The following is an 11,762-nucleotide window of genomic DNA, read 5'->3' as shown; positions in this document are numbered from 1 at the left end:
CGTCGGGTCATGGCGAGCACGCAGGTCCGCGTGGTGATCCACGCCTCCCGGTCCGAGGTCTACGACGTCGCCCGCGACCTCTCCGCCCTGCCGGCCTGGGCGGGCGGCCTGGCCTCGGGCGCGATCGAGCCGCTGAGCGACGACGCCCTCGTCGTCGACTCCCCCATGGGCCGCGTGACCGTGGTCTTCGCACCGCGCAACGAGGTGGGCGTGCTCGATCACGACGTGACGCTGCCGAGCGGCGACACGGTGCACAACCCGATGCGGGTGCACGCGCACCCCCACGGCGCCGAGGTCGTGTTCACGCTGCAGCAGGGCGACGCGTCCGACGAGGACCTCGCGCGCGACGCCGCCCTCGTGCAGGACGACCTGCACCGCCTGAAGGCGCTCGTCGAGGGATGAGGGCCCGCCGCGTCGCGAACATCCTGAACCTGTCGACCGCGCTGGGGCTCGTGGTCGCCGCGCTCGGGCGCGCGCGGGTGCGGCGCGGGCCGCACGGGCTGCTGCTCGCGGAGGGCTGCCGCCTGCCGCTCCTCGGGGCGGGCGCGATGACGATCGGGGACGTGGTGCTGACGAGCGGGCGGTTCGCCGACCTGGTCCGCGTGCTGCCGGCCGTGCTCGAGCACGAGTCCCGGCACGCCGCGCAGTGGCGGCGGTGGGGCGGCCTGCCGTTCCTGCTCGCGTACGGCGCCGGAGCGCTGTGGTCCCTGGTGTCGACCGGCGACCGCGGCGCGGGCAACCCGTTCGAGCGGGCCGCCGGGCTGGCCGACGGCGGCTACCGCGAGGTGCCGCGCCGCCGCCTCCTCCGCCGCTGACCCGGCACCCGCACCGCCGCCGCGGGGAGGGGGTCAGCCGCGGACGGGGCGCTGCTCCACCCGGCCCAGGAGGCGGACCGTCAGCGTGGCCGAGACGGCGCCCGCGGCGATGATGGCCGCGAGCACCACGATCTGGAACCGGCCCGCCTCGAACGGCGGCAGGCCGCCGAAGATCGCGCCGACGAAGGCGCCGGGCAGGGTGACGAGACCGGTCGTCTTGGTCTGGTCGACGTTCGGCACGAGCGCGGTGTGCACGGCGCCGCGGGCGAGCAGCCGGGTGGCCTCCTGCGGCTGGGCGCCGAGCGCGAGCCAGCCCTCCACCTCGTCCCAGTGCTCGTCGACGGCCTCGAGGAAGCGTCGGGCGCTCAGGGTCGTGATCGCCATCGCGTTGCCGACGACGATGCCGCCGATGGCGAGCAGGTAGCGCGGCGTCGGCGCGAGGGCGCCGCTCGCGAACACGACCGCGAGCGCCACCAGCGCGCCCGCGCCGATGCCCGCGGCCACCACGCGCAGGTGGCGGCGGCTCCAGCCGAGCCGCCGCGTGGACGTGCCGACCGCGACGGTCAGCATCACGAGCAGCGCGAGCGCGACCCAGAGCGGGCTCGTGATCACGCCGGTGAGCACGAGGCTGATCGCCGCGAGCTGCACCGCTGCCCGCACGACGGCGAGCGTCGGGCCCCACGGCTCGGGCACGCCCGCCACCGCGAGCACCACGACGGACACCGCGCAGAGCAGCAGCACGCCGACGAGCGTCGGCAGCAGCTCGCCGCTCACCACTCCCGCCACGGCGCCATCGTGCCGCATCGGCGACGCGAGGACGGCGGACTCAGCCGCCGACCGGCACCTCGCGCTCCTCCGGGCCGACGTAGGCCGAGAGGGGGCGGATCAGCGCGTTCGCCGCGCGCTGCTCCATCACGTGCGCGGTCCAGCCGACCACGCGTGCGGCGACGAACAGCGGTGTGAACTGCTCGGTGTCGAAGCCGAGCAGCCGGTACGCGGGGCCGCTCGGGTAGTCGAGGTTCGGCTTGATGCCCTTCGCGACATCCATCGCCGCGGCGAGCCGGTCGTACAGCTCGACGAGCGCGTCGGCGCCGTGCTCCTGCACGAGCCGGCGCATCGCCGCCTCCATCGTCGGCACGCGGGAGTCGCCGTGCTTGTAGACGCGGTGGCCGAAGCCCATGATCTTCCGCTTCGCGGCGAGCGCGTCGTCGAGCCACGCCTCCGCCTTCCCGGGGTCGCCGATCTCGTCGAAGGCGATCATCACGGCCTCGTTGGCGCCGCCGTGCAGCGGCCCCTTCAGCGCGCCGATCGCGGCCACGACGGCGGAGCCGAGGTCCGACAGCGTCGAGGTCACGACGCGGGCCGTGAACGTGGAGGCGTTGAAGGAGTGCTCGGCGTACAGCACCATCGAGATCCGGAAGACGTCGGCGGCGGTCGCCGTCGGCTCCTCGCCGAAGGTCATCCAGAGGAAGTTGCGCGACCAGTCGAGGTCGTCGCGCGGCTCGACGGGCTCGAGGTCGCGGCGGCGGCGCTGGTCGTAGGCGACGACTGCGGGGATCGCGGCGAGCAGCCGCTCCGCCTTCGCGAGCTCGGCCGCCGGGCTCGAGTCGTGCGCGTCGGCGTCGAGCGCGCTCAGCAGGCTGACCGCGGTGCGGACCACGTCCATCGGGTGCGCGGTCCGTCCGGCGGCGTCGACCACCGCCCGCACGCGCGGGTCGAGGGCGCGGCCGGCCCGCTCGCGCGCCTCGAACGCGGCGAGCTCCTCCGGGGCCGGCAGCTCGCCGTGCCACAGCAGCCACGCCACCTGCTCGAAGGAGCAGCGCTCCGCGAGCTGCTGCACGGGGTAGCCCCGGTACAGCAGCGAGTTCGTCTCGGGGTTGACCTTCGAGATCGCCGTCGTGTCGACGACGACCCCCGCGAGGCCCTTCCTGATCTCTCCGTCCGCCACGGCGACGCCTCCTAGGACCGGTTGTTCTGCAGGTCGAACGACGCGACCCCGTCGTCGAAGGTCGAGTACGCGGCGTAGTCCACCAGCTCGTACAGCCTGGCCCTCGTCTGCATCGTCGGCACCTCCGCCTGCAGGGAGCCGGAGGCGGCGAGCTCGTCGAGCCCGCGCTCGATCGCGCCCATCGCGATGCGGAGGAGGGAGACGGGGAAGATCACGAGGTCCACGCCGACGTCGCGCAGCGCGTCGACGGTGAACAGGTCGCTCTTCCCGAACTCGGTCATGTTGGCGAGGATCGGCACGTCGACGGCGGCCCGCATGGCCGCGAACTCCTCGAGCGAGGCCATCGCCTCCGGGAAGATCGCGTCCGCCCCCGCATCGACGAGGGCCTTGGCGCGGTCGACCGCGGCCCGCATGCCGCTGACCCCGCGCACGTCGGTGCGGGCCATGATCACGAGGCCCGGATCGCGGCGCCCCTGCACGGCGGCGCGGATGCGCTGCAGCGCGGTCCGCTCGTCGACGACCTCCTTGCCGTCGAGGTGGCCGCACCGCTTCGGGTTGACCTGGTCCTCGATGTGCAGCCCGGCGACGCCCGCGTCCTCGAGCGCCTGCACGGTCCGCGCGACGTTCATCGGCTCGCCGAACCCGGTGTCCGCGTCGACGAGCACCGGCAGGTCGGTCGCCGAGGCGACCTGCGCGGCGCGGGTCGCGACCTCCGTCAGCGTCGTCAGCCCGATGTCCGGCATGCCGAGCTCGTTCGCCATCACCGCGCCGGAGAGGTAGACGCCCTCGAACCCCTTCTCCTGGATCAGGCGGGTCGACAGCGGGGTGAAGGCGCCGGGCATCCGCACGATGCCGTCGGCCGCGAGCAGCTCGCGGAACCGGCGGCGCTTCTCGCTCGCGGTGACGGTGGAGGAGAGCATCAGAAGAGTCCCTTCGGCGCGGCCGGCACGGACCGCGCGGTGATCGTGAGGCCCGTGAGCTCGTCGGGTCGCAGCTCGGGCAGCCGCTCCGCCACGGCGAGGAACCGCTCGATCTCCTCGGGCTCCAGCACGCCGGCGGCGAGCGTGCGGAACTTGCCGACGTAGTCGGCGCGGGCGAACGGCCGGGCGCCGAGCGGGTGGGCGTCCGCGACCGCGATCTCCGCCACGACGCGGCGGCCGTCGGTCAGCTCGATCTCCGCCCGGCCGCCGAAGGCCTGCTCGGCGGGGTCGGTCGAGTGGTAGCGCCGCGTCCACTCCGGGTCCTCGTCGGTGGTGATCGCCCGCCACAGCGCGACGGTGTCGGGACGTCCCGCCCGGTCCGGGGCGTAGGAGGCGACGTGGTCCCACCGGCCGTCCTGCAGCGCGACCGCGAAGATGTAGGGCAGCGAGTGGTCGAGCGTCTCGCGGGTCGCGGCGGGGTCGTACTTCTGCGGGTCGTTCGCCCCGGAGCCGATCACGAAGTGCGTGTGGTGCGAGGTGTGCAGCACGATCCGCCGCACGGCGCCGGGCTCGAGCAGCTCCGGGTGGTCGACGCGCAGGCGGCGGGCGAGGTCGATCCACGCCTGCGCCTGGTACTCGGCCGAGTGCTCCTTCGTGAAGCTCGCGAGGATCGCGCGCTTCGGCTCCCCCGCCTCCGGCAGCGGCACCTCGTACGACGCGTCGGGGCCGTCGAGCAGCTGCGCGATCACGCCGTCCTCGCCCTCCCAGATCGGCGCGGGGCTGGTCTGGCCGCGCATCGCGCGGTCCACCGCCTCGATGGCCGCCTTGCCGGCGAAGGCCGGTGCCGACGCCTTCCAGGTCGAGATCTCGCCCTTGCGCGACTGCCGGGTGGCCGTGGTCGTGTGGAGGGCCTGACCGACCGCCTGGTGGATCGTCTCGGCGGGCAGGCCCAGCAGCGTGCCGATGCCGGCCGCGGCGCTCGGGCCGAGGTGCGCGACGTGGTCGATCTTGTGCCGGTGCAGACTGATCGCGCGGGCGAGGTCGATCTGCACCTCGTAACCGGTCACGATGCCGCGCAGCAGCGCGGCGCCGTCCGCGCCGGTGTGCTGGGCGACCGCGAGGACCGGCGGGATGTTGTCGCCCGGGTGCGAGTACTCGGCGGCCAGGAACGTGTCGTGGAAGTCGAGCTCGCGCACGGCGGTGCCGTTCGCCCAGGCGGCCCACTCCGGCGACCACCGGCCCTCGATGCCGAAGACCGTCGCGCCGGGCGCCGCCGGGTGCGCCTCCGCCTGCCCGCGGGCCGCCACGACGGGCGGCCGGGAGAGGGAGGCGGCCGCGACCGCCGCGTTGTCGATCACGCGGTTCACGACCATCGCGGCGACGTCGTCGTCGATCGCGACGGGGTCGACGGCGAGCTGCGCGATCGCCCAGGCGAGGTGCTGGTCCCGGGGGAACGCCTCGTCGCTGCGACGCGGCCGGACGGTGCGGCTCTGCATGCTCAGCACAGTAGCCACCGCACTCCCGGCGCTCGCTCGGCGCGTCGCGGGCATCGCCCCGGTACCCTCGGGACGTGGCGGGACGGCATGTGAAGAGCGAGGCTCCGGAACCGGGCGACGAGGTCGTCGTCGAGTTCGTGGACGCGCCCGTGCCCGACACCCGCGAGATCATGGTGATCCCCTCCGCCGGGCTGCCGCTGCGGCTGCAGCGCGACGGCGTGGAGTACGCGCTGACCGAGGGCCACGACGGCGACCCGGTGACGTACGACTACTCCTCCGCCGCGGCCGAGGAGGCCGCGCCCCGGCGTCGTCGGCGCCTCTTCTAGCGCCTGCCCGCCCGCCGCGTCCGCCGGGCGTCAGCTCGCGCGCTGCGCCGGCTGCCCGGTGCGGGCGCCGACCGGCGCCGGGAAGGCGACCGCGCGGGCCACGCGCCACAGGTCGGCCTCGTCGACCTCGCCGCCGGACGCCGTGATCGCGGCGCTCAGCAGCAGGTAGGTCAGCTCCACCTGCTGGTTGTCCCAGGTGCGCAGCACCACGTCGTCGACCACCACGCCGTACGTGTCGGTGAGGTGCTCGTCGACGGCCCGGATCAGGCCGCGCTCGTCCCCCGCCTCGATGTCGACCATGCCCGCAAGCGTAGGCGAGCCGGTCGCCGCAGGGCCGTCCCGCGTGCACCGCGCGTCGGCTCGGCGGCCACCTGCAGCGGTGCGAGCCGGCGCTGCCAGGCCTCCGCGGACGACCGCTCCACGGCGCCGAGCCGGTAGGCGCGGCGCAGGCCGGGCCAGGCGAGGAGCAGCCGGACGCGCAGCCGCACGGCGTCCGCCGGCAGCCCGGCGCGGGCTCCGCGGAGGACGGGCTCCCGCACCGGCGGCGCGTCGGGGCCGCGGAGGAGCGTCCGGATCCGCCGGTGCCGCTCGGCGACGACGTCCGTGCGGAACGCGAGCAGGTCGAGCAGGTCGCGGGCGAGGCCGGCGGCCAGCACCCGGGACCGCATGCCGGTCGGGGCATGCACGAGGGCGAGCAGCAGGGCCTCGACCGGTGCGGCGGCGGGGAGCGGCGCCGGTGCGCGCACGACGTCGGGCCGGAAGCCCGCGGCCTCCGCCCGCAGCACGAGCTCGGCGAGCGCGAGGTCCCCCGCCTCAGGAGCCGTGAAGCCGACGGCGCGCACCGCGTCGAGCGGCAGCACCGCGCCCCACCAGGTGGCAGGAGCCGGGCGCGGCGCCGTCGACGCCGTGAGGCCGACCACGTCGGAGGCGGTCGAGGCCTGCGCCCGCCGCGCGGCCTCCAGCAGGGCGTCGGTGTCGGAGACCGCGACGTCGTCGAGCAGCAGCACCGCCTCCGCACCCGGCTCGGTCACCGCCTCCCGCAGCGCCGCGGCGAGCGCGGTGGCGCGGTCCGCGGCCGGCGCGCGCACGGTGTGCACCAGGCCGGCCGGCAGCAGCGCCGCCTCGACGACCGGCGCCGCCGGTGCAGCGCCTCGGTCGACCACCACGACCCGGGCCGCCGCCTCCAGCAGCTCCGGCGTCGCGGCGAGCGCGTGCAGCGCCGCGCCGAGTGCGTCGTCGTCGGTGCGCAGCAGCCCCAGCACGAGCGCGCGGGGCCGCAGCGGCGGGCAACGGGGGTGCGGGAGCGGCTGCATGGGAAGGGCGACCGTACGGAACGCGGGCGTCCGTGCGGGAAGCAGGCGGTGACGACCGGATGAACGCGTCAGCGCTCGACGAGCCGCAGGGCGCGGCGCAGCACCCCCGCGGTGACGCGCTTCGGGGTGTACCGCCGGCTCGCGACCGTGCGCTCGGCGAGCGCCGCGTCGGTGGCGCGGCGGCCCGCGTGGAACGTCGAGTCCCACAGCGCCTGGTGCACGCGGGGCGCCTCGCCCGACGCCACCGCGAGCAGCCGCGCGGCGAACCGCTCGGCGGGCGACGGCCCGTCCGCGGCGGGGAACACGTCGTCGAGCCACGCGGGATCCGGCGTCCCGACGCGGTCGGCGTCGATGTCGTCGAGGCGGCGCAGCAGGCCGGAGGGCAGCAGGCGCGGGTTCAGCGCCGCGTCGTTGACCCACTCGGCGACAAAGGCGACGCGGGTCCCCGCCGCGATCGCCTCCAGCGCCGCGGTCGACGAGACGGTCACCAGCAGGTCGCTCGCGGGGATGAGCGCGTCGATCGGCGCGTGCTCGATCACGAGGTTCTCGGGCAGCCGCCGGCTCGCGGCCCAGGCGACGGGCGAGTGCTCCATGCGGTGGAACGTGTCCTCCCCCGGGCGGTGCCGCGGGCGGAGGAGGACCCGGCGGTCCGGGTGCCGCTCGGCGTAGGCCGCCAGCCGGTCCCACAGGTACGTCCGGTCCGCGGGCCGCCGGGGCACGGTCGGCTGGTCGGCGAACAGCAGGGTGCGCACCGGGCCCTCCCGGAGCGGGGCGGGGGTCGCGGGCAGCAGCGCGAGCCCCGCGAGCAGGAGGTTGTCGGCCGGCAGCCCGAGGCCGTGCGCGGCGCGGGTGAACTCGGCGAGGTCGGTGCGGGAGTTGACCGCGAGCACGTCGGCGAGGGAGCGCGAGAGGTACCCGCCGACGACGTCGTAGAGCACCATGCCGACGTAGCCGGCACCCACGACCGGCATGCGGGCGCCGGCGACCTCGTGCACCTCCCGGATGAACCGCTCGACCGTCGGCCCCTCGAAGACCGGCACCACGACGTCGCTCGCGGCCGCCGCGCGCACCAGGGCGTCCCACGGCTCGTACGAGACGGGACGCCGGGTCGCCGCGTCGACCTGCGCCCGACCGAGCTTGTGGGGCACCACCGTCGTCGGGACGCGGATGTCCGGCTCCGCCCCCAGGGCGGCGACCGCCTCCGCGATGCGCCCCGCGTACTTGAGGCCGGAGTCGAAGTTCGCGATCAGCAGGACGCGCATCGGCAACCTCCCCTTTCCCGTCGGCCGGGGAGGATAGGGGAAGCCGGTTACCGGCCGTGGTTACCATCCGGCCCCGTGCTGCCCCCTCCCGCGCCCCAGCAGACCCAGATCCTGCGGCGCCTGCTGCTGCCGCGAGCCGGCGGCAGGCTCCCCCGCACGGTCGCCGTGGTGGGCAACGCGCCGCTCGGCCCCTCCGCCGATCGCGCCGCGGCGATCGACGGCGCCGACCTGGTGGTGCGGATGACGACGTTCGCGGTCGACGGCGACGAGCCCGCGATCGGCCGTCGCACCGACGTCGTCGTGGTGCACCGGGCGCTGCAGCCCGGCCCGGACACCTTCCGAGACCACGCGCAGCGGCTCTACCTGCTCGCGGAGCCGGGCCGCGCCTACTGGGAGTCGGAGCCGCTGCCCGCGTGGTGGCCCGTCGACCTCGAGCTCGTGCCGATCTCGAACCAGGAGTTCACCTCGCGGACACGCAGCGCGCTGCGGCTCGGGCGTGTCGCCGTCGCATGGCCGACGACGGGGACACTCGCCGTTCACCTGATGCACCGACTGTTCCCGCATGCACGCATCCTGCTCGCCGGTTCGAGCCTCGTCTCGAGCCGTCCTGCGCGCGCTGCCCTCGATCACCACTGGGGCGGCGCCGTGGCGCTGACCCCTGAGCACAAGCTCGCCCGCGAGTCGCGGGCGCTCCGCGCCTGGCAGCGCGCGGGCTGGCTGGAGCCGCTCGCGTGAGCGCCGCCTTCCTCCGCCGGCTCGGCCCGCTGTGGCGGGTGCAGCGGCAGCGCCATCCCCGCGCCGCCGCGCGCATCGAGACCGCGGCCCTCGCCGCGCGGGGCGGTCTCGCCGACGAGGTGCGCACCCTGCGCAGCCGCGTCGCCGAGCTCGAGCGCGACCACCTGCTGCTCGCCGCGCACGTCGCGACCCTCACCGAGCAGGTCGGCTCCGGCACCCGTGCCGAGCCCGTCGACACGGACGCGGAGGCCGCGCGGCAGCGCGCCCGCCTGGCCGCCGTCGCGTTCTACGAGGAGCGGATCGGCCGGCTCGAGCAGCAGGTCGGGCGCCGCGGACACGCGCGGTCGGCCAGGTCTGAGGCGTCAGGCGGGCGAACCTCCGGTGAACGAGAGGGGACGGCCCCGTGAGCGGCTTCTCCCCCGCGGAGGCGGTCGCCGTCATCCCGGCCCGAGGCGGCTCGAAGGGCGTGCCCGGCAAGAACGTCGCCCCGGTGGGCGGGGTGCCGCTGGTCGCCCGCGCCGTCGCCGCAGCGCTCGGCGCGGGCATCGCCGACGTGCGGGTGAGCACGGACGACGCGCGCATCGCCGAGGCGGCGCGCGCCGCCGGCGCGGGCGTCATCGAGCGGCCGGCCGACCTGGCGGGCGACACGGCGACGAGCGAGGCGGCGCTGCTGCACGCCCTCGACGTGCTCGCCGCCGAGGGCGTCGAGCCCGAGGTGCTCGTGTTCCTGCAGGCGACGAGCCCGTTCATCGAGTCCGGCCCGCTGTCGCGCGCCGTGCAGCGGGTGCTCGACGGCGCGGCGGACAGCGTGCTCGCCGCGTTCGAGACCTACGCCTTCCTGTGGCGGCGCAGCGGCGCCGGGGCGACCGGTGTGAACCACGACGCCTCCTTCCGGCCGCGCCGCCAGGACCGCGAGCCCCACTTCCAGGAGACGGGCGCGTTCTACGTGCTCCGCGCCTCCGGGTTCCGGGAGGCACGGTTCCGGTTCTTCGGCCGCGTCGCGATCGAGCCGGTGTCGGCCGCTCGCGCGGTCGAGATCGACGACGCGCACGAGCTGGCGCTGGCCCGCACCCTCGCGCCGGTGTTCGACGACGTCCCTCGACACCTGCCGGTCGACGCCCTCGTCACCGACTTCGACGGGGTGCACACCGACGACGCGGCGCTCGCCTCCGGCGACGGCTCCGAGGCGGTCCGCGTGCACCGCGGGGACGGGCTGGGCGTCGAGCGGCTGCGCGCAGCCGGCGTGCCGATGCTGATCCTGTCGAAGGAGCGGAACGGCGTCGTCGCCGCCCGCGGGGCGAAGCTGCGGGTGCCCGTCCTGCAGGCGGTCGACGACAAGGCGACCGCGCTGTCGGCGTGGCTCGCCGAGCAGGGCGTGGACCCGGCGCGATGCGCCTACGTCGGCAACGACGTCAACGATCTCAGCGCCATGGCGCTCGTCGGCTGGCCCGTCGCGGTCGCCGACGCGCACCCGGCGGTCCAGCGCGCGGCACGACTGGTGCTGCGGAACCGAGGCGGCCACGGCGCCGTCCGAGAGGCGGCCGAGCTCGTGCTCGCGAGCCGGAACAGGAAGGAAGAGGCATGAGCGACGAGGTGAGGATCGGCCGGTTCACGGTCGGCGAGGGGCACCCGGTCTACGTGATCGGCGAGATCGGCCTGAACCACAACGGCGACGTCGAGATCGCGAAGCGGCTCGTCGACGTCGCCGCGGTCGCGGGCGTGCAGGCGGTCAAGTTCCAGAAGCGGACGCCGGAGATCTCGACGCCCGAGCACATGAAGCAGGTCCCCCGCGAGACGCCGTGGGGCACGATGACCTACCTGGAGTACCGGTACCGGTCGAGTTCGACCGCGACCAGTACGCCGAGATCGCCTACGCCGACAGCCGCGGCCTCGACTGGTACGCCTCCCCGTGGGACGAGCCGGCCGTCGACTTCCTCGAGGACCTCGACGTCGTCGCCCACAAGGTCGCGTCGGCGTCGGTGACGGACCTCGGGCTGCTGCGCCGCCTGCGCGAGACGGGCAAGCCGATCATCCTGTCGACGGGCATGTCGACGATCGAGCAGATCGACCGCGCGGTCGAGGTGCTGGGCACCGACGACCTGGTGATGCTGCACGCGACGAGCACCTACCCCCTCCCCGCGGAGGAGGCGAACCTGCTCATGATCCCGACGCTGAAGGAGCGCTACGGCGTGCCCATCGGCTACTCGGGCCATGAGCCGGGCCTGCAGATCTCGCTCGCCGCCGTGGCGATGGGCGCGGTCGCGGTGGAGCGCCACATCACGCTCGACCGCGCGATGTGGGGCAGCGACCACGCCGCCTCCCTCGAGCCGCACGGCCTGATGAGCCTCGTGCGCGACATCCGGATCATCGGCACCGCTCGCGGCGACGGCGTGAAGCGCGTCTTCCCGGGCGAGCTCGCTCCCCTGTCGAAGCTGCGCCGCGTCGACGGCTAGCCGCACCCCTCTTTGCTCACGCTTCTTGCCGCGCGACATCCGTTCGTGCGGCAAGAAGCGTGAGCGAAGCTCAGCGCTGCGGGAGCTGCTGCAGGGTCCAGCGGTTGCCGTCGGGGTCCCGGAACGTGACGAAGCGGCCCCACGCCTGCTCGTCGACGCCCTCCGCCTCGACGCCGGCCGCCCGCAGCTCGGCGAGCGCCGCATCGGCGTCGTCGACGACGAGCATCACCGCGTCGAGCGACCCGGGCGCCATCGGCGAGATGCCGGGGCCGAAGGCGATCGAGCACGCGGAGCCCGGCGGCGTGATCTGGACGAAGCGCAGCTGCGGGTCCACGACCCGGTCGTGGTCGACGTGCCACCCGAGCGCGTCGGCGTAGAACGCCTTCGCCCGGTCCGCGTCGCTCACCGGCACGAGCACCACCTGGATCTCCGCGCGCTGCATCCCGACCTCCTCGTCGAACACGTGGGATCAGCCTCCTCCGCAGAGGCCGGCA

Annotated in this window: 14 protein-coding genes and 1 pseudogene; 7 read left to right on the top strand and 8 right to left on the bottom strand. The window is 75.3% G+C overall.

What is annotated here, in order from left to right:
• The first annotated feature begins 9 nt into the window (after positions 1-9).
• Together ABEA53_RS12015 and ABEA53_RS12010 are read left to right on the top strand one after the other, a co-directional pair.
• Positions 10-402: an SRPBCC family protein gene (locus ABEA53_RS12015; RefSeq protein WP_345481420.1), complete on the top strand. Its 393-nt coding sequence runs from the start codon at positions 10-12 to the stop codon at positions 400-402.
• Positions 399-815: a hypothetical protein gene (locus ABEA53_RS12010; RefSeq protein WP_345481419.1), complete on the top strand. Its 417-nt coding sequence runs from the start codon at positions 399-401 to the stop codon at positions 813-815. The genes ABEA53_RS12015 and ABEA53_RS12010 overlap by 4 nt, the downstream gene beginning before the upstream one ends.
• Positions 816-848: 33 nt before the next feature.
• Here the strand turns inward: ABEA53_RS12010 and ABEA53_RS12005 are convergent, their stop codons facing one another.
• Genes ABEA53_RS12005 through ABEA53_RS11990 form a run of 4 tightly spaced genes read right to left on the bottom strand, consistent with a single transcriptional unit; the run spans position 849 to position 5,179 of the window.
• The gene (locus ABEA53_RS12005) at positions 849-1,601 is read right to left on the bottom strand and encodes an ABC transporter permease (RefSeq protein WP_345481418.1); all 753 of its coding nucleotides are present in this window, start codon (positions 1,599-1,601) and stop codon (positions 849-851) included.
• Between the two features lie 40 nt (positions 1,602-1,641).
• Positions 1,642-2,763, bottom strand: a complete 1,122-nt coding sequence (locus tag ABEA53_RS12000) for a bifunctional 2-methylcitrate synthase/citrate synthase (RefSeq protein ID WP_345481416.1) — start codon at positions 2,761-2,763, stop codon at positions 1,642-1,644.
• Positions 2,764-2,774: 11 nt separating this feature from the next.
• A complete protein-coding gene (gene prpB / locus ABEA53_RS11995) occupies positions 2,775-3,683 on the bottom strand; it encodes a methylisocitrate lyase (protein WP_345481415.1) in 909 nt (302 codons plus the stop codon).
• Positions 3,683-5,179, bottom strand: coding sequence for an MmgE/PrpD family protein (locus tag ABEA53_RS11990; protein ID WP_345481413.1), 1,497 nt, complete (start codon positions 5,177-5,179; stop codon positions 3,683-3,685). The genes prpB and ABEA53_RS11990 overlap by 1 nt, the downstream gene beginning before the upstream one ends.
• A 74-nt stretch (positions 5,180-5,253) precedes the next feature.
• On the opposite strand from ABEA53_RS11990, the gene ABEA53_RS11985 reads away from it, so the two are divergent.
• The gene (locus ABEA53_RS11985; RefSeq protein ID WP_345481412.1) at positions 5,254-5,505 is read left to right on the top strand and encodes a hypothetical protein; all 252 of its coding nucleotides are present in this window, start codon (positions 5,254-5,256) and stop codon (positions 5,503-5,505) included.
• 30 nt (positions 5,506-5,535) lie between these two features.
• On the opposite strand, the gene ABEA53_RS11980 is transcribed toward ABEA53_RS11985, so the two are convergent.
• From ABEA53_RS11980 to ABEA53_RS11970, 3 genes are all read right to left on the bottom strand, one after another.
• Entirely contained in the window at positions 5,536-5,805 is a 270-nt protein-coding gene (locus ABEA53_RS11980) for a hypothetical protein (protein WP_345481411.1), read from the bottom strand.
• On the bottom strand, positions 5,769-6,818 hold the full coding sequence (locus ABEA53_RS11975; protein WP_345481410.1) for a hypothetical protein: 1,050 nt from the start codon (positions 6,816-6,818) through the stop codon (positions 5,769-5,771). The genes ABEA53_RS11980 and ABEA53_RS11975 overlap by 37 nt, the downstream gene beginning before the upstream one ends.
• Positions 6,819-6,886: 68 nt before the next feature.
• Positions 6,887-8,080: a DUF6716 putative glycosyltransferase gene (locus ABEA53_RS11970; protein ID WP_345481409.1), complete on the bottom strand. Its 1,194-nt coding sequence runs from the start codon at positions 8,078-8,080 to the stop codon at positions 6,887-6,889.
• Positions 8,081-8,155: 75 nt separating this feature from the next.
• Between ABEA53_RS11970 and ABEA53_RS11965 the strand changes: the two genes are divergently transcribed.
• The 4 genes and pseudogenes from ABEA53_RS11965 (at position 8,156) to ABEA53_RS11950 (ending at position 11,268) form a co-directional block, all read left to right on the top strand.
• Positions 8,156-8,815 (top strand): glycosyltransferase family 29 protein, encoded by a 660-nt coding sequence (locus tag ABEA53_RS11965; RefSeq protein WP_345481407.1) that lies wholly within the window; start codon positions 8,156-8,158, stop codon positions 8,813-8,815.
• Entirely contained in the window at positions 8,812-9,222 is a 411-nt protein-coding gene (locus tag ABEA53_RS11960; protein ID WP_345481406.1) for a hypothetical protein, read from the top strand. The genes ABEA53_RS11965 and ABEA53_RS11960 overlap by 4 nt, the downstream gene beginning before the upstream one ends.
• Positions 9,219-10,400 (top strand): cytidylyltransferase domain-containing protein, encoded by a 1,182-nt coding sequence (locus ABEA53_RS11955; RefSeq protein ID WP_345481405.1) that lies wholly within the window; start codon positions 9,219-9,221, stop codon positions 10,398-10,400. The genes ABEA53_RS11960 and ABEA53_RS11955 overlap by 4 nt, the downstream gene beginning before the upstream one ends.
• Positions 10,397-11,268, top strand: a pseudogene (locus tag ABEA53_RS11950) (N-acetylneuraminate synthase family protein). The gene ABEA53_RS11955 and the pseudogene ABEA53_RS11950 overlap by 4 nt, the downstream one beginning before the upstream one ends.
• A gap of 70 nt (positions 11,269-11,338) precedes the next feature.
• On the opposite strand, the gene ABEA53_RS11945 reads toward ABEA53_RS11950, so the two are convergent.
• Complete coding sequence (locus ABEA53_RS11945; protein ID WP_345481493.1) at positions 11,339-11,710, bottom strand: glyoxalase superfamily protein; 372 nt, start codon at positions 11,708-11,710, stop codon at positions 11,339-11,341.
• Positions 11,711-11,762: the final 52 nt, after the last annotated feature.

The sequence above is a fragment of the Amnibacterium soli genome, from assembly GCF_039544415.1.
GTDB lineage: Bacteria > Actinomycetota > Actinomycetes > Actinomycetales > Microbacteriaceae > Amnibacterium > Amnibacterium soli.
This window is presented reverse-complemented; position numbering and strand designations above follow the sequence as displayed.

Coding starts and splice junctions, on each gene's coding strand:
- ABEA53_RS11945 (WP_345481493.1), bottom strand. CDS start 11,710: ATGCAGCGCGCGGAGATCCAGGTGGTGCTCGTGCCGGTGAGCGACGCG.
- ABEA53_RS11975 (WP_345481410.1), bottom strand. CDS start 6,818: ATGCAGCCGCTCCCGCACCCCCGTTGCCCGCCGCTGCGGCCCCGCGCG.
- ABEA53_RS11980 (WP_345481411.1), bottom strand. CDS start 5,805: ATGGTCGACATCGAGGCGGGGGACGAGCGCGGCCTGATCCGGGCCGTC.
- ABEA53_RS12015 (WP_345481420.1), top strand. CDS start 10: ATGGCGAGCACGCAGGTCCGCGTGGTGATCCACGCCTCCCGGTCCGAG.
- ABEA53_RS11970 (WP_345481409.1), bottom strand. CDS start 8,080: ATGCGCGTCCTGCTGATCGCGAACTTCGACTCCGGCCTCAAGTACGCG.
- ABEA53_RS12010 (WP_345481419.1), top strand. CDS start 399: ATGAGGGCCCGCCGCGTCGCGAACATCCTGAACCTGTCGACCGCGCTG.
- ABEA53_RS11990 (WP_345481413.1), bottom strand. CDS start 5,179: ATGCAGAGCCGCACCGTCCGGCCGCGTCGCAGCGACGAGGCGTTCCCC.
- prpB (WP_345481415.1), bottom strand. CDS start 3,683: ATGCTCTCCTCCACCGTCACCGCGAGCGAGAAGCGCCGCCGGTTCCGC.